Origin of the sequence: Brevundimonas sp. 2YAF1, from assembly GCF_052114745.1 — a bacterium.
Classification (GTDB): Bacteria; Pseudomonadota; Alphaproteobacteria; order Caulobacterales; family Caulobacteraceae; genus Brevundimonas.
On sequence record NZ_JBFRFI010000008.1, the window covers coordinates 57,811 to 73,442 of the forward strand.

A 15,632-nucleotide genomic window follows, 5' to 3' on the forward strand; every position below is an offset into this window, starting at 1 on the left:
CGCGCCGGTCACCCGATCTCGCATAATGACGATAGGTTCACGAGATCGATGCACGCCAATCCGAAGAAGGCATGAACCGATGCAGGATATGAACTGATACCGGTTTCCTATCGATACCAAATCTGGATCGATCTATAGGGATTTTAGCTTAGACGCCCGGCGGACTTCCTGCCTATCGTCGGTCTAAAGGCGCCCGCAGAGGCGCTGTGAGGGAGAGACGGCCAGCGGTGATCGACGCCCCCGGTCTGGTCTCGCAGATCGAGGAAACGCATAGATGATCGACGGGACAGTTGCGGCCGCACTCGCCGCGAACCCGCCCCGCACCAAGGTGCGGTACGGCATCCTTTTGCTGATCTTCCTCCTGACGACGATCAACTACGCCGACCGGTCGACCTTTTCGATCGCGGGCGATGCGGCGTCGAAAGATCTGGGTCTCGACCCCATCCAGATGGGCTACATCATGTCCGCCTTCGCTTGGGCCTATGTGATCGGCCAGATCCCGGGCGGCGCTCTGCTGGATCGTTTCGGCACCAAGCTGATCTACACCCTGGCCATCGCCGCCTGGTCCTTCTTCACCCTCGTTCAGGGCTTCTCCGGCTTCCTGACGGGCGGCGCGATCTTCGCCGGTCTGTTCGCCATGCGCTTCATGGTCGGGCTGGCCGAAAGCCCCTCCTTCCCCGGCAACGCCCGGCTGGTCGCCGCCTGGTTCCCGGGCTCGGAGCGCGGCACAGCCTCGGCCATCTTCAACTCGGCCCAGTACTTCTCGCTGGTCGTCTTCGCCCCCCTCATGGGCTGGCTGGTGCATACCTATGACTGGCACTCGGTCTTCTTCGTCATGGGCGGCCTGGGAATTCTCGCCGCCTTCGTCTTCTGGAAGGTGGTGCGCAACCCCGTCGACCACCCCGGCGTCAATCAGGCCGAACTCGACTACATCGAGGCCGGCGGCGGCCTGATCCGCATGGAAGACCGTACCGTCACCAAGGCGGTCGCCTTCTCCTGGCCCAACGTCAAGCAGGTGCTGAAAAGCCGCATGCTCATCGGCGTCTTCATCGGCCAGTACGGCATCAACGTCCTGACCTATTTCTTCGTGACCTGGTTCCCGATCTATCTGGTCAAGGAACGCGGTCTGAACATTCTGGAGGCCGGCTTCGCGGCCGCCGCTCCGGCCCTGTGCGGCTTTGCCGGCGGCGTGCTGGGCGGGGTCATCTCGGACGCCCTGCTGAAGAAGACCGGCTCGCTGACCATCGCGCGCAAGACGCCGCTGCTGATCGGCATGCTGCTGTCGGCCCTGATCATCGCCTGCGCCTATATCGAAAGCTCGGCCCTGATCGTGGCCGTCATGGCCGTGGCCTTCTTCGGCAAGGGCATAGCCTCCCTGGGCTGGGCCGTGGTGTCCGACACCTCGCCGCGCGAGTTCGTCGGCGTCACCGGCGGCATCTTCAACACCTTCGGCAATACGGCGGGCATCGTGACGCCGATCGTCATCGGCTACATCGTCGCCGCGACCGGTTCGTTCGACGGCGCCCTATGGTTCGTGGGCCTGCACTGCCTGCTGGTCATCGCCGCCTACTTCCTGATCACCGGCAAGATCGAGCGCCTGACACTGTCCTCGACCGAGGCCAAGGCCTGATGCGGCTGGATCGCAGACAGATCCTGGCCGGCGCCTCGGTCGCTGCGCTGGGAACGGCGTGGAAGCCCTCGGCCGCGCACGCCGCTGCGATCCAGGTCGGCGCCCCCATGGCCGCGCCGACCTGGTCCCTGCTGCAACGCGAGCTGATCCGGGCCAACACCGAGGCGTGCGAAGCCTTCTACGCCCGCTACTTCGACGAACGCGGCTACTTCCTCTGCTTCGAGCGCTGGGGCGCCAACGACGGCCCCGACGACGCTATCGAGAACGTCAACGGCTGGCCGCTGCTGCACGCCATCGGCGCGCCCGACCGGGTCAAGGCCATGTACACCCAGGCCTGGGAAGGCCATCTGCGCCAGTTCACCGAAGCCAGGACCACCGAGGTTGAGATCGCTCGCGAGGGCATGTTCCATAAGGAATTCAACGTCCAGCTGGACTGGCAGCATCACGCCGAAGAGATGACGCTGTTCAACGTCCAGGGCCTGTCTGACCCGGACAATCCCCGCTTCCGCGACCGCGCCCGCCGCTTCGCCGGCCTTTACATGGGCGAAGACCCCAGCGCCCCGAACTACGATCCGCAGCACAAGATCATCCGAAGCCTGATGAACGGCTCCAAGGGTCCGATGCTGCGCAAGGCGACGGCGCTGGACTGGGCCGGCGATCCCTTCGATCCGACGCACTTCTTCATGGAGCACGGCGAGGACACCTACGAACAGACGCTTCAGCACTACGAGGAATACACCGACGTCGTCGGCGACCACCCGCTGAACATGTTCTCGACCACCCTGGCGCTGAACGCCTTCATGCTGGAGCAGGAACCCAAGTACCGCGACTGGCTGCTGGGCTATATCGACGCCTGGGCCGAGCGGGCCAGGGCCAACGACGACATCCTGCCCTCCAACATCGGCCTGGACGGGGTGATCGGCTCGGCCGCCGACGGCAAGTGGTGGGGCGGCGCCTACGGCTGGGGTTTCAGTCCCGTGAACCCGGTCACCGGCAAGCGCGAGGACCGCAACCGGGTGCCGCGCACCGCCATGGGCTTCTTCAACGCCTATCTGCTGACCGGCGACGACAAGTATCTGCAGACCTGGCGCGCCCAGGCCGACCGCATCAACGCCCAGAAACGCACCGTCAACGGCAAGGTGCAGACGCCGACCATGTACGGCGCCGACGGCTGGTACGGCTTCAAGGACGGCCTGCATCAGGCCAACACCCTGGATATCTGGTGGCTGTCGATGAAGGACAGCGACCGCCGCCGCGCGCCGGACCATCCCTGGGTCGCCTATCTGGAGGGACGCAACCCGGGCTGGGTCGAGACCGCCCTGCGCGCCGATCTGGCCCAGGTCGCTGAACGCGCCAAGGCCCAGCGCGAGGACACCACCACGCCCGACACCCGTCTGGCCGACGGCGTGCTGGACATCAATCCGTGCAGCATCACCGCCCTGATGCATCAGACCATGGGCGCCCTGCACATCGCCCGGCCGTCCTGGGCGCCCAGCAGCGCCAACGCCGGCGGGTCGCCGCTCTACGCCCGTCTGCGCTACTTCGACGCCGACGCGCGCCGCGCCGGCCTGCCGCCGGACACGGCCGCCCTGATCGATCGGATGACCGCGACCGAGACCTGCGTCACCCTGGTCAACCTCAGCCAGACCGAGGCCCGCACCGTCGTCATCCAGGGCGGCGGCTATGGCGAGCACCGCATCCGCGACGTGCAGATCGGCGACAGTCGCCGCGCCGTGAACGGGCCCGACTTCAACCTACGGCTGGAGCCGGGCGCGGGCGCGCGCCTGGTCCTGACCATGGACCGCTACGTCAATCCGCCGACGCTGAAATTTCCGTGGCGTCGATAGGGCGTCGCCCCCTCGTTGTCGGTCTGGGACTGCTGGGCCTAGCCGTCAGCCCAGCCGTCGCTCAGGAACGCTGGGTCGCCGCCTACGCCTTTCCGCCCTCGTCGGAGGCCGGCCCCGTCGGCCCCGCCTCCGCCCCCAACCCCAGGGACGTGCGCGGTCCGCTGGGGCCGGCGGTCGTCGAGGGCGTGATCCTGACCCAGACCGCGCGGGTGACGGCGTCGGGCGGGCGCATCCGGCTGCGCCTGTCGAACGCCTACGGCGCCGACCCCGTGGCCCTCGGCGCCGTGACCGTGCATCTGGACGACCTGACGCGCGAGGTCCGCTTCGGCGGCGGCCACGCGCCGGTCCTTCCCGCGGGCGCGCCGCTGGTTTCGGACCCGATCGACCTGCCGGTCGCCGCCATGGATCGGGTGACGGTCAGCATCGCCCTGCCCCGCCCCACGCGCCTGCCGACGCACCGGTTGCGTCAGACCCTGCGCAGCGCGGACGGCGCCGAAAGCGCGCCCCTGCGGCTGGGCGCCCTGCTGGCCGGGATCGAGGTCGAGAGCGCCACGCCGACTGGCGTCATCGTGGCCTTCGGCGACTCCATCACCGAAGGCACCGGTGCCCTGCCCGGCGGCGCGGGAGGATGGCCGGAACGGCTGGCGGCGCGTCTGGTCGAGACCGGGCGTCCGTGGGCGATCATCAACGCCGGGATCGGCGGCAACCGTCTGCTGCATCGGGGCTCGGGGCCGTCGGGTCTGGAGCGGCTGGACGCCGACGCCCTGGTTCCCTCCGGCGCGCGCTGCCTGATCCTGTTGGAAGGCATTAACGACATCGGCCGCCCCGCCCGGCCGCAGTATGAGCATCAGGTCGTCAGCCCCGATGACCTGATCGCCGCCTATCGTCAGGTGATCCGCCGCGCCCAGGCGGCCGGGCTAAAGGTCGTCCTGGCAACCCTTCCGCCCTTCGAGGGCGCTAACTACTTCACCCCCGAAGGCGAAGCGATCCGGCAGGCCGTCAATGCCTGGCTGCGCGATCAGGCCGAGGCCGACGGCGTCGTCGATTTCGACGCCATCCTCCGCGATCCAACCGCACCTGCGCGCTTGCGGACCGCCTTCCACAGCGGCGACTGGCTGCACCCGTCCGACGCCGGCTATCAAGCCATGGCCGAGGCCATCCCCCTTGACGCCTGCGACTAGGTTCCCTGCTTCAGGAAGGGCGCGGTCTGGAACAGGCGACGTTCGTCAGCGCGCGGATCGTTCTCACTTCGGCTATCGACGTCGAAGATCATCGTCGCCCGTTCAGGCAAGGTGTAGCGCCTCCAACCGGGGACCGCCGCATTGTTCGGATCGCCCGTCCGCGCGAAGGCGATGAAGGTCTCGCTCATCGTCTCGACGACCTTCAGCGCCTCTGGCCCCGTTCCCGTCTTCGACCCCGGCTTGTCGCAGTTATCGAAGGCTAGGGCGATGTCGAAGCTGTGGTAGGCGCCCAGACGCGGCTCGACCGGCGAGCCGAAGTCCAGCTGATACATCCAGGTCGGCCCCTTCAGCTTCGCCCTTTCCTCGGCCTGGATCAGATGACCCGGCCGCGAGCGTCCGCACGTCGCCGCCGCGAAGAAGACGTCGCTGGGCGACATCTGCGGAAAGCGCTGGCGGTACCAGTCGACGACATACTGGGCGTTCAGATCGACCACGAACTCGGGCGCCAGCTTGGCCGCCACCGTGTCCCAGGTCAGGTGGAAGTTCCGCTCGTCCCCCGCCGTGAAGGCGCGCGCTTCGTCGTGGGTGTTGCCGATGATCATGGGGATGTGGCCGCTCTCGCGCGGCGCATCCGGCACGAAGGGATGCCGCGGCAGGGTCTCGTGATCCATCACCGAGTGAAAATAGATCCCACCCTTCTCGAGCGGATCAGCCATCGACAGGGCCTCGACCAGCCGTCCCGCCGGCAAGGTCGCCAACTCGCCGGCTCGATCGGGCGTCAGCCCCAGGTGTTCAAGGAAGCGCCGCATCCGCAGTTCGGCGTGCTGCGGCCCCATGGCCGTCACATGCTGGCCGCTCATGGTGATGACGCGGTGATAGAGGCCCGCCGCGCGGGGCATGGCCATCAGGGTCACCAGCTTGGCGCCCCCGCCCGACTGGCCGAACACGGTGACGTTCGACGGATCGCCGCCGAAGCCGGCGATGTTGTCGCGCACCCATTCCAGCGCCAGGATCAGGTCCAGATTGCCGACGCTGCCCGAGGCCGCGAACTCGCCGCCCAGCAGTTGCCCCAGACCGTTGTAGCCGAAGACGTTCAGCCGGTGATTGACCGTCATCACCACCACGTCGCCGCGGCGGCACAGGGCCACGCCGTCATAAAGCGGGCTGGAGCCCGAGCCGTTGGCGTGCGCTCCGCCGTGCACATAGACCATGACCGGCCGCGCCCCGCCGTCGGCCAGGGCCGGAGTCCAGACATTGAGGAACAGGCAGTCCTCGGCCTGATCCGGCTCGCTGCTCTTCTGCGGCGAGGCGTGGCCATAGGCTGTGGCGTCCGCGACCCCGTTCCAGGCCGCGGGCTTCTCCGCCGGACGAAAGCGACGGGCGCTGGTGTCCGCGCCGTAACGTACGCCCTTGAAGACCTTGATGTCGCGATCGACATAGCCGCGCACCTTGCCGTGGCGGGTCTCGGCGACGGGCGACGCGCCCTCGGCGTGAACGCCGCCGGCCATCACGGCCAGAACCAGTCCCCCGCCAAGCGTGCCAAGGGTTCGACGCGTCGGGTTCAGGGTCATGAAACGTCCTTCAGGGAGCCTCGTCCTCAACCTGAGCTCTGAACAGGTCGAGCAGCGGTTTCAGGCTCGGATTGTCATTATCGCGTCGCCAGGCCACGAACAGCTCGACCGGCCGCGCGGGCGTGATGTCCAGCGGGCGGAACTCGACCCCGTCGAAATGCAGGCGCATCGCCGCCTCTGGCACCACCGCCGCGCCGATGCGGGCGTGGACCAAGGCCAGGATGGAATGGATCTGGCTCATGTGCTGGACCTGTTGCGGCGAGACCCCCGCCGCATCGAACAGGCCGCTGAGCATGCCATGGAAATAGCCGGCCCCCTCGGGCGCATACATGATCATCGGCAGGGCGTCGAAATCGCTCAGCGACAGGACTGGCTTCTCCAGCCTGGGATCGCCGGACGGCAGGGCGGCCACCAGAGACTCGGTCATGACCCGCAGTTTGTCGAACTCGGGCCGGTTCAGCGGCGGCCGGATTAGCCCCAGATCAATCCGCCCCGTCAGCAGGGCCTCGATCTGTTCGCCAGTCACCATTTCCCGCAACGCCAGGTCGACGCTGGGGAGACGCTCGCGTGCCAGTTCGACCAGCTTGGGCAGGAAACTGTAGCCCGAGGCGGCGGTGAAGCCGATCGCCACCCGGCCCGCCTCGCCGCTGGCGATCCGCCGCGTCGCCAGCGACGCCGACTCGGCCAGACGCAGGATGCGGCGCGCCTCGATCAGGAAGGACCGACCGGCCGGCGTCAGCCGCACCGACCGGCTGGTCCGATCCAGCAGCACCACGCCGAGAATGCGCTCCAGCAGTTGCACCTGTCGGCTCAGCGGGGGCTGGGTCATGTTCAGGCGCATCGCCGCCCGACCGAAGTGAAGTTCTTCGGCCACGGCCACGAAGCAGCGCAGTTGGCTCAGTTCGAACATGGTCCCCCCTCCATCGGATCGATGAGCCTAGGCGCTTCGATCCGATGGGAACAGGTCATGCCCTAGCCGTTCGCCGCGAGCTTGGCCGACGTCGGCTGGATGCGGGCGATCAGGGCTTGAAGCTCGGCGAACTCGCTGTCCTTCAGGTCGACCAGGGGCGTGCGCACCGGGCCGGCGGTGCGGCCGACGGCAGTCATGCCCGCCTTGACGATGGACACGGCATAGCCCTTGCCCTTGTTGCGCAGGGCGATGTAGGGCAGCACGAAATCGCGCAGGCCCGCCATGATCGTCTCGTGATCCCGCGCCCGCACCGCCTTGTAGAAGTTCAGCGCGAAGTCCGGCACGAAGTTGAAGATGGCCGAGGAATAGGTCGTCACGCCCATCTCCAGATAGGCCGGCGCAAAGGTCTCGGCCGTCGGCAGGCCGCCGATATAGGTCAGCCGGTCGCCCAGGCGGGCATAAACCTGCATCATCAGCTCGATTTCGCCGACGCCGTCCTTGAACCCGACTAGGTTCGGGTTGCGCGCGCACAGCTTCTCCAGCGTGTCGGCGTTCAGGATGGCGTTGTCGCGATTATAGACGATGACGCCCAGCTTGGTGGACTTGCACACGGCCTCGACGTGGGCGGCCAGGCCCTCCTGCCCCGGGAACATCAGATAGGGAGGAAGCAGCAGGACGCCATCCGCGCCAGCGGCCTCGGCCGACTGCGCCATCTCGACCGCGATGGCGGTCCCATGACCGGCCCCGGCGATGACCGGCGTGCGCCCGTTCGTCTCGGCGACGGCGGCCCTGACGACTGCCTCGACTTCCGACGGCTTCAACGAAAAGAACTCGCCCGTGCCGCCCGCCGCGAACAGACCGGCGAGATCGTTCTGCAGCATCCAGTCGCAGTGCTCGCGATAGGCCGCTTCGACAAAACGGCCCTGGGCGTCGAAGTGGGTGACGGGGAAGGACAGCAGGCCGCCGCCAATCGTTCCGGCCATCTCCGCCGGGGTCATTCTGGACATGGAATTCCCTGTCTTCTCGCGGAAAAGCAGCCCCAACGGCGCTCTCATTCGCGTCTGGGAAGGACCGTATCGAGGGTGACCATTCCGGTCTAAGCCAAAGGGACTATCGACCGATGCTGCTTTTGGCTTGATCCGACGATGCTGGATCAATACCCGAATGCTCTTGATCTATGCCGTCTTGAAGGTTCGCATCCGGTCGGCGGGCCGCTAGACCATATCGCCAAAGGCCAAGGCAAAGGACGCTTCCCATGACGGACACGCTCGAACTCTCCCACTGGATCGGCGGCGAGAAGGTCGGCGGGGCGCTGGCGGGCGAGAGCCTGAACCCGTCCGATACGCGCGACGTCGTGGCCCGCACGCCCAAGGGCGGGGCGGCCGAGGTGGATCAGGCGGTACAGGCGGCGCGGGCAGCCTTCCCCGGCTGGGCCGACGCCTCGCCCGAGGTCCGCTTCGACGTGCTGGACCGGGCGGGCTCGATGATCATGGAGCGGCGCGAACAGATCGGCCGCCTGCTGTCGCGCGAAGAGGGCAAGACCCTGGCCGAGGGCATCGGCGAGACCGTCCGCGCTGGCCGCATCCTGAAGTATTTCGCCGGCGAGGCGCTGCGCGTTCACGGCCAGAACCTGACTTCGACCCGTCCGGGGGTGGAGATTCAGACCTATCGCCAGCCGGTCGGCGTCTTCGGCCTGATCACACCGTGGAACTTCCCCATCGCCATTCCGGCCTGGAAGATCGCCCCCGCCATCGCCTTCGGCAACACGGTCGTGATCAAGCCGGCCGGTCCGACGCCGGCCACGGCCGAGGCCCTGATCGCTGTCCTGCATGAGGCGGGCCTGCCCAAGGGCGTGGTCAACATGGTCATCGGCGACGGCGACGTGGGCCGCGCCATCGTCGCCCATCCGGGCGTGGACGGCATCAGCTTCACCGGCTCGCAGGCCGTCGGCGCCGGCGTGGCCGAGGGCGCGATGAAGCGTCAGGCCCGCGTGCAATTGGAGATGGGCGGCAAGAACCCGCTGATCGTGCTGAACGACGCCGATCTGGAGCGGGCGGTCGCCATCGCCCTGGACGGCAGCTTCTTCGCCACCGGCCAGCGCTGCACCGCCTCCAGCCGCCTGATCGTGCAGGACGGAATCCACGACCGCTTTGTGGCGCTGCTGGCCGAGAAGGTCGCGGCGCTGCGGGTCGGCGACGCCCTGGACCCCAACACCCAGATGGGCCCGGCGGTGACCGAGGCCCAGCGCGAGGTGTCCTACAACTACATCGACATCGCCCGCGCCGGCGGCGGCCGCATTGTCGTCGGCGGCGAGCGCCTCAGCCTCGACAAACCGGGCTGGTACGTCCAGCCGACCCTGATCGCCGACACCCTGCCGGATGCGCGCATCAACACCGAGGAAGTCTTCGGCCCCGTCGCCTCAACCATCCGCGTCGCCAGCTACGAAGAAGCCCTGGCCGTCGCCAACGGCGTCGAATTCGGCCTGTCGGCGGGCATCGTCACCCAGTCGCTGAAACACGCCCGCGACTTCCAGAGGAACGCCCGCGCCGGCATGACCATGGTCAACCTGGCCACCGCCGGGGTGGACTACCACGTGCCCTTCGGCGGCTCGAAGAAGTCCTCCTACGGCCCCCGCGAACAAGGCTTCGCCGCGGTGGAGTTCTACACCCAGATCAAGACCAGTTATTCCGCGGGCTAGGAGCCAGACTTTCTGGAGCCCGACTTTTCAAACACTTAGCCAAGGCTCATTGACCATGTGATATAAACTATCTGGAACATCGCATAACATATTGTTTTTACTGACTTTACCCTAACCCCTCATTCCCACTCGATGGTGCCGGGGGGCTTGGAGGTGACATCATAGACGACGCGGTTGACGCCGCGGACTTCGTTGATGATGCGCGTGGCGGTCTTGGCCAGGATGTCCCAGGGGAACTGGTAGAAGTCGGCGGTCATGCCGTCGGTCGAGGTGACGGCGCGCAGGGCCAGGACCTTTTCATAGGTCCGGGCGTCGCCCATGACGCCGACCGTCTTGACCGGCAGCAGGACGGCGAAGGCCTGCCAGATATCGTCGTAGAGACCGGCCTTGCGGATTTCTTCCAGGTAGATGGCGTCTGCATCCTGAAGCGTGGCGACCGCTTCGGGCGTGATCTCGCCGGGGATGCGGATGGCCAGGCCCGGCCCGGGGAAGGGGTGGCGTCCGACGAAGGCGTCGGTCAGGCCCAGTTCGCGGCCCAAAGCGCGGACCTCGTCCTTGAACAGTTCGCGCAGCGGCTCGACCAGCTTCAGCTTCATGAAGTCCGGCAGGCCGCCGACATTGTGGTGGCTCTTGATCACCGCCGAGGGACCGCCCGAGGCCGAGACGCTCTCGATCACGTCGGGATAGAGGGTGCCTTGCGCCAGGAACTCGGCGCCGTCGATCTTGGCGGCCTCGCGGTCGAAGATCTCGATGAAGACGCGGCCGATAGTCTTGCGCTTGGTCTCCGGGTCCGAAATCCCGGCCAGTTCGCCGAGGAATTCCTTCGACGCATCAACGTGTACCAGCGGAATGTTGTAGTGCTCGCGGAACAGTTCCGTAACCTGCTTGGCCTCGTCCTTGCGCAGCAGGCCGGTGTCCACGAAGACGCAGGTCAGCTGATCGCCGATGGCTTCGTGGATCAGGACGGCGGCGACAGACGAGTCCACCCCGCCCGACAGGCCGCAGACCACCTTGGCCGAGCCGACCTGCTCGCGGATCTTGGCGATCTGCTCGTCGCGATAGGCGGCCATGGTCCAGTCGCCGGTCAGGCCGGCGATGCCGTGGGTGAAGTTCTTCAGGATCACGGCGCCGCGCGGGGTGTGCATCACCTCCGGGTGGAACTGCACGCCGTAGATCTTGCGCTCCTCGTCAGCGATGGCGGCGAAGGGCGCGCCTTCCGAGGTGGCGATGACGTGGAAGCCTTCGGGGATGGCGGTGACGCGGTCGCCGTGGCTCATCCACACCGGCTCGCGGTGATCGACGGCGCCGATGCCGGCGAACAGCGGGCTCTCGCGGGTGATGACGATCTCGGCGCGGCCGAACTCGGCATGGTGGCCGCTCTCGACCTTGCCGCCCAGCTCGGCGCAGATGGTCTGTTCGCCATAGCAGATGCCCAGGACCGGCACGCCGGCGTCGAACAGGGCGTGGTCAGCCTTGGGGCTGTCGGCGTCCGTGGTCGAGTTGGGGCCGCCCGACAGGATGATGGCCTTGGGCGCCATCGCCTTCAGCGCCTCGCCCGCCTTGTTGAACGGATGGATCTCGCAATAGACGCCGGCTTCGCGCAGTCGCCGCGCGATCAGTTGCGTCACCTGACTGCCGAAATCGACGATGAGGACGGCTTCATGCGTATGAGGGGCGGTCATGAGGACTCAGAATCCGAAGCGGGCGTTGATGGGGCGGGTTCTTGACGGGTGAAGACGTCGGGATCAAGTCGCGAGGCGGGAACATCGACCAAGGCAGCCAGCCCTTGCGTCGTCAGCACCTCGGTCAGACGGTCCCAGGCGAGCGCCAGATTGGCGTCGACGTGGTGCAGGGTGGAGGTCCAGTCCTCAAGCTTGGTCAGCTCGCTCTTGCCGTCGCTGACGCCGCGAAGCGCCACCAGCGGCACGCCAAACGTCTGGGCGACGCGCAGCAGGGCGAAGGTCTCCATGTCCACCATTTCGGCGTCGATGGCGTCATAGGCGGCGCCCGAGACGACATTGGCGCCGGTCGACAGGGTCGCGGTCGGCACGCCGGGGATGGGGCAAGGCAGGGGCAGGACGGCGGGCAGGTCCAGCAGAGGCGTGCGCCCCTTCTCGAACCCCAGCGGGCTGGCGTCCATGTCGCGATAGCTGACGGACGAGGCCTGATAGACCGCCGCATGATCCAGATCGCGCGACCCGCACGAGCCCAGCGAGACGATCAGGTCCGGCATGGCGTCGCCCGCCTCCAGCCGCGTCAGGGCGGCCGTCAGGGCGATCGCCGCCTCGACCGGCCCGACCCCGGTCATCAGCGGCACGATGCGCGCCTGAAGGGCGGCGCCGTATTCAGCCGGCGCCGCCATGACGGGCAGGACCGTCAGGCCATAGATGGTTTCTGAGCGGCCCTCGCTCACGCCGTCCGCTCATAGACGGCGGCGAAGAAGCCGTCGGTGCCGGTCGAGGCGGGCGACAGACGCAGGCGATGACCGCCAGCCGCCAGGGCGCCCAGACGATCGCGCGCAGCGTCGGTCAGGGTCGCGGCGTTCAGGGCCTGAGCCACCGGCACCGGCGCGAACTCGGGGTGGTTTTCCTCGAAGGCGTCGGCCGTGGCCTCGTTCTCGCCGCGCAGCATGGAGCAGGTGACGAAGACCAGACGGCCGCCCGGCTTCACCAGGGCCGAGGCGCGATCCAGAATCTGGACCTGCAGGGCGTGCAGGCGCTCGACCTCGGAAGGCTTCAGACGCCAGGCGTCCTCGGGACGACGACGCCAGGTGCCGGAACCGCTGCACGGCGCATCGACCAGAACCACGTCGGCCTGACGCACCAGGTCCTCGACGCCGCCGCCATTCTGGCCCAGCAGGCGTAGGTCGGCGGTGACGCCGGCGCGGGCCAGACGCGGACGGATGTTGTCCAGACGCTTCTGCACCACGTCATAGGCGAACAGACGGATGCTGCTGGCCGGGGCTTCGGCGGGCTTGGCCTTGGGCTTGGATTGAGGCGCAACGCCCTCCCCGTCCCCGCCGACCGGCGACCAGGCGGCGACCGGCGCGGCCTCGGCCTGAACCTTGGGCGCCTTGGTCATGACCGGCTGGCCCAGCATGGCCAGACCCACGGTCTTGCCGCCGCCGCCGGCGCAATAGTCGACCACGGTCATGCCGGGCTCGACGCCAGTCAGCCAGCAGGCGACCTGACTGCCTTCGTCCTGAATTTCGATATGGCCCTGCTTGAAGGCGTCCAGAGCCTGGACGTTGGGCGGGGGCTCGGCCGACAGGCGCAGGCCCACGGCCGACCAGGGCGTGCGCACGGGCGACAGACCGGCTGCGACCAGTTCCGCCTCGACGGCCGCGACCGTGGTTTTCGCGACGTTGACGCGCAGGTCGATGGGCGCGCGCGGCGCCATCAGTTCGTGGGCTTCTTCGGTCCAGCGGTCGCCGAACGTGATCTTGAAGTCCTCGACCACGAACTCGGGCAGGCCGGCGGCGACCCAGCCGGGCAGTTCGCCCGGCGCCGAGGTGATACGGCCGCGCTCCTGCTTCGACAGCGGACGCGGGCCATAGCCCTCGCCCGAGTGCAGCAATTCGATCTCGTCCAGCGGCAGACCGTCGATCAGCGACAGCGAACCGATGACCAGAGCCCGGCCGTCTTCACGTCCGCCCATGGCCCAGACCAGACGGCCGCGGGCGCGGATGACCTTATAGACGCGGTCGGCGATGGCGCGACGATCCCCGGACCCCGCGTAACGGTTGGCGGCGCCCCATGCCTTCAGCACCACCTCGGCCGGCTGGCGGCTGTGGGCGATGCTGTCGAGGACGGAGGCGGCGGCGGCGAGGCGGGCTGCAGGAGTCAATCGGATCTCAAATGAAAAGGGCCGTGAGGATCATCGCCAGTCCCGCGAACGAGACCAGCCAGACCAACGACCGGATATAGGGCACGCCAAGGGCGTAGAGCGGAATATAGGCGACGCGCGCCCAGAAATAGAGGGCGACGCCCCACAGGGTCAGAGCGCTTTCCTGACCCGTGACATGGGCGATCAGGACGGCGCCGATGAAGAGCGGCAGGGTCTCATAGAGGTTCCGCTGGGCTCTTTCGAGGCGGCCGGTCAGCGGATGCTTGGGCTCCGGCGTCTGATCGCGCGCGCCGGCGTTCCAGGCGACGCCGAACTCGAGCAGGCGAGCGCCCGCCGGCAGAAGGATCTGCACCAGGGCCAGGATCAACACGGCCGCCAGATAGGTCAGTTCAGTCGTCACGCCCTATCCTCCGCATCCGCTCGAAACGAAACCGCTCCCGGCTGGAACCGGGAGCGGATCAGGTCAGCCCTGACGATAGTTCGGCGCTTCGCGCGTGATCATCACGTCGTGGACATGGCTTTCGCGCAGACCCGCATTGGTGATGCGCACGAAACGGGCGCGTTCCTGGAAGTCCTTGATCGTGGCGGCGCCGACATAGCCCATGGAGGCGCGCAAGCCCCCGACCATCTGGTGCAGCACCGGAGAGATCGGACCCTTGTAGGCCGTCTGACCCTCGATGCCTTCGGGGACCAGCTTCTCGGTCGAGACTTCCTTCTGGAAGTAGCGGTCGGCCGAGCCGGCGCCCATGGCTCCGACCGAGCCCATGCCCCGATACGACTTGTAGGTCCGGCCCTGGTACAGGAAGACCTCGCCGGGGCTTTCGTCGGTGCCGGCGAACATCGAGCCCATCATGGCCACGCTGGCGCCGGCTGCGATGGCCTTGGCCAGATCGCCCGAATACTTGATGCCGCCGTCGGCGATGACCGGCGAACCGCTGTCCTTGGCCGCACGGGCGGCGTCCATCACGGCGGTCAGTTGCGGCACGCCCACGCCCGCGACGATGCGGGTGGTGCAGATGCTGCCCGGACCGATCCCGACCTTCACGGCGTCGGCGCCCGCGTCGATCAGGGCGCGGGTGGCGTCATAGGTGGCGACGTTGCCGGCGATGATCTGCAGGCGGTTGTTCTCGCGCTTGATGCGCTCGACCACCTGGGCGACCGAGATCGAGTGGCCGTGGGCGGTGTCGATCACCACCACGTCGCAGCCCGCTTCGGCCAGGGCCATGGCGCGCTCATAGCCCGCATCGCCGACGGTCGAGGCGGCGCCGACCAGCAGGCGGCCCTGCTCGTCCTTGGCGGCGTTCGGGAAGGCCTGGGCCTTCTCGATGTCCTTCATCGTGATCAGGCCGACCGCGCGATAAGCCTCGTCGACGACGATGACGCGTTCGATCTTGCGCGTGCGCAGCAGGTTCCACGCCTCTTCACGACCGGCGCCTTCGCGCACGGTGATCAGGTCGCCCGTGGTCATCAGGGCCGAGGCCTTGATCGACGGATCGCTCTCGAACCGCATGTCGCGGTTGGTCAGCATGCCGACCAGCTTGCCCGTCGCCGGATCGACCACCGGGAAGCCGGTGATCTTCTTGCGTTCGACGATCTGGCGAACCTCGCCCAGGGTCGTGTCGGGCGAGACGGTCACCGGGTTGATGACCATGCCGCTTTCATAGCGTTTGACGGTGCGGACCTGCTCGGCCTGCTCCTCGATGGTCATGTTGCGATGAAGCACGCCCAGGCCGCCGGCCTGCGCCATGGCGATCGCCAGACGGCTTTCGGTCACTGTGTCCATGGCGGACGACAGCAGCGGGATGTTCAGTTTGATGTTGCGCGTCAGCTGGGTCGAGACATCCGCCATCGCTGGCATGATCTCGGACGGGCCGGGTTCGAGCAAAACATCGTCGAAGGTTAGGCCTTCGCGTATCTCCATGAGGAGTCTCCGTTTTGCGGGCCGCGTA

12 protein-coding genes are annotated in these 15,632 nt (G+C 67.5%); 4 read left to right on the forward strand and 8 right to left on the reverse strand.

Annotated features, from left to right (window positions below; translation table 11 throughout):
* Nucleotides 1-274 precede the first annotated feature (274 nt).
* From AB4Y68_RS11755 to AB4Y68_RS11765, 3 genes are read left to right on the forward strand one after another with little or no spacing between them, the layout of a single operon-like run.
* Nucleotides 275-1,630: an MFS transporter gene (locus AB4Y68_RS11755; protein ID WP_441455939.1), complete on the forward strand. Its 1,356-nt coding sequence runs from the start codon at nt 275-277 to the stop codon at nt 1,628-1,630.
* Complete coding sequence (locus tag AB4Y68_RS11760) at nt 1,630-3,477, forward strand: hypothetical protein (protein WP_441455941.1); 1,848 nt, start codon at nt 1,630-1,632, stop codon at nt 3,475-3,477. Before AB4Y68_RS11755 ends, AB4Y68_RS11760 begins: the two co-directional genes overlap by 1 nt.
* A complete protein-coding gene (locus AB4Y68_RS11765; RefSeq protein ID WP_441455943.1) occupies nt 3,465-4,658 on the forward strand; it encodes an SGNH/GDSL hydrolase family protein in 1,194 nt (397 codons plus the stop codon). Before AB4Y68_RS11760 ends, AB4Y68_RS11765 begins: the two co-directional genes overlap by 13 nt.
* Here the strand turns inward: AB4Y68_RS11765 and AB4Y68_RS11770 are convergent.
* The 3 genes from AB4Y68_RS11770 to kdgD form a co-directional block, all read right to left on the reverse strand.
* Nucleotides 4,655-6,229: a carboxylesterase/lipase family protein gene (locus tag AB4Y68_RS11770; RefSeq protein ID WP_441455945.1), complete on the reverse strand. Its 1,575-nt coding sequence runs from the start codon at nt 6,227-6,229 to the stop codon at nt 4,655-4,657. The genes AB4Y68_RS11765 and AB4Y68_RS11770 overlap by 4 nt on opposite strands.
* Before the next feature lie 10 nt (nt 6,230-6,239).
* Nucleotides 6,240-7,139 carry a LysR substrate-binding domain-containing protein gene (locus tag AB4Y68_RS11775; protein ID WP_441455947.1) on the reverse strand — a complete coding sequence of 300 codons (900 nt, stop codon included), beginning with the start codon at nt 7,137-7,139 and terminating at the stop codon, nt 6,240-6,242.
* A 62-nt stretch (nt 7,140-7,201) separates the two neighbouring features.
* Nucleotides 7,202-8,146 (reverse strand): 5-dehydro-4-deoxyglucarate dehydratase, encoded by a 945-nt coding sequence (gene kdgD / locus AB4Y68_RS11780; protein ID WP_441455948.1) that lies wholly within the window; start codon nt 8,144-8,146, stop codon nt 7,202-7,204.
* Between the two features lie 248 nt (nt 8,147-8,394).
* Here kdgD and AB4Y68_RS11785 point away from each other — a divergent pair, with 248 nt between their 5' ends.
* Nucleotides 8,395-9,837 (forward strand): aldehyde dehydrogenase family protein, encoded by a 1,443-nt coding sequence (locus AB4Y68_RS11785; RefSeq protein WP_441455950.1) that lies wholly within the window; start codon nt 8,395-8,397, stop codon nt 9,835-9,837.
* Nucleotides 9,838-9,956: 119 nt separating this feature from the next.
* On the opposite strand, the gene guaA is transcribed toward AB4Y68_RS11785, so the two are convergent.
* From guaA to guaB, 5 genes are all read right to left on the reverse strand, one after another.
* Nucleotides 9,957-11,519, reverse strand: coding sequence for a glutamine-hydrolyzing GMP synthase (guaA, locus tag AB4Y68_RS11790; RefSeq protein ID WP_441455952.1), 1,563 nt, complete (start codon nt 11,517-11,519; stop codon nt 9,957-9,959).
* The gene (locus AB4Y68_RS11795; RefSeq protein WP_441455954.1) at nt 11,516-12,250 is read right to left on the reverse strand and encodes a 5'-methylthioadenosine/S-adenosylhomocysteine nucleosidase; all 735 of its coding nucleotides are present in this window, start codon (nt 12,248-12,250) and stop codon (nt 11,516-11,518) included. The genes guaA and AB4Y68_RS11795 overlap by 4 nt, the downstream gene beginning before the upstream one ends.
* Nucleotides 12,247-13,683: an RsmB/NOP family class I SAM-dependent RNA methyltransferase gene (locus AB4Y68_RS11800; RefSeq protein WP_441455955.1), complete on the reverse strand. Its 1,437-nt coding sequence runs from the start codon at nt 13,681-13,683 to the stop codon at nt 12,247-12,249. The genes AB4Y68_RS11795 and AB4Y68_RS11800 overlap by 4 nt, the downstream gene beginning before the upstream one ends.
* 7 nt (nt 13,684-13,690) lie before the next feature.
* Nucleotides 13,691-14,083 carry an MAPEG family protein gene (locus AB4Y68_RS11805; RefSeq protein WP_441455957.1) on the reverse strand — a complete coding sequence of 131 codons (393 nt, stop codon included), beginning with the start codon at nt 14,081-14,083 and terminating at the stop codon, nt 13,691-13,693.
* Nucleotides 14,084-14,146: 63 nt separating this feature from the next.
* Nucleotides 14,147-15,604: an IMP dehydrogenase gene (gene guaB, locus AB4Y68_RS11810; protein ID WP_441455959.1), complete on the reverse strand. Its 1,458-nt coding sequence runs from the start codon at nt 15,602-15,604 to the stop codon at nt 14,147-14,149.
* Nucleotides 15,605-15,632: the final 28 nt, after the last annotated feature.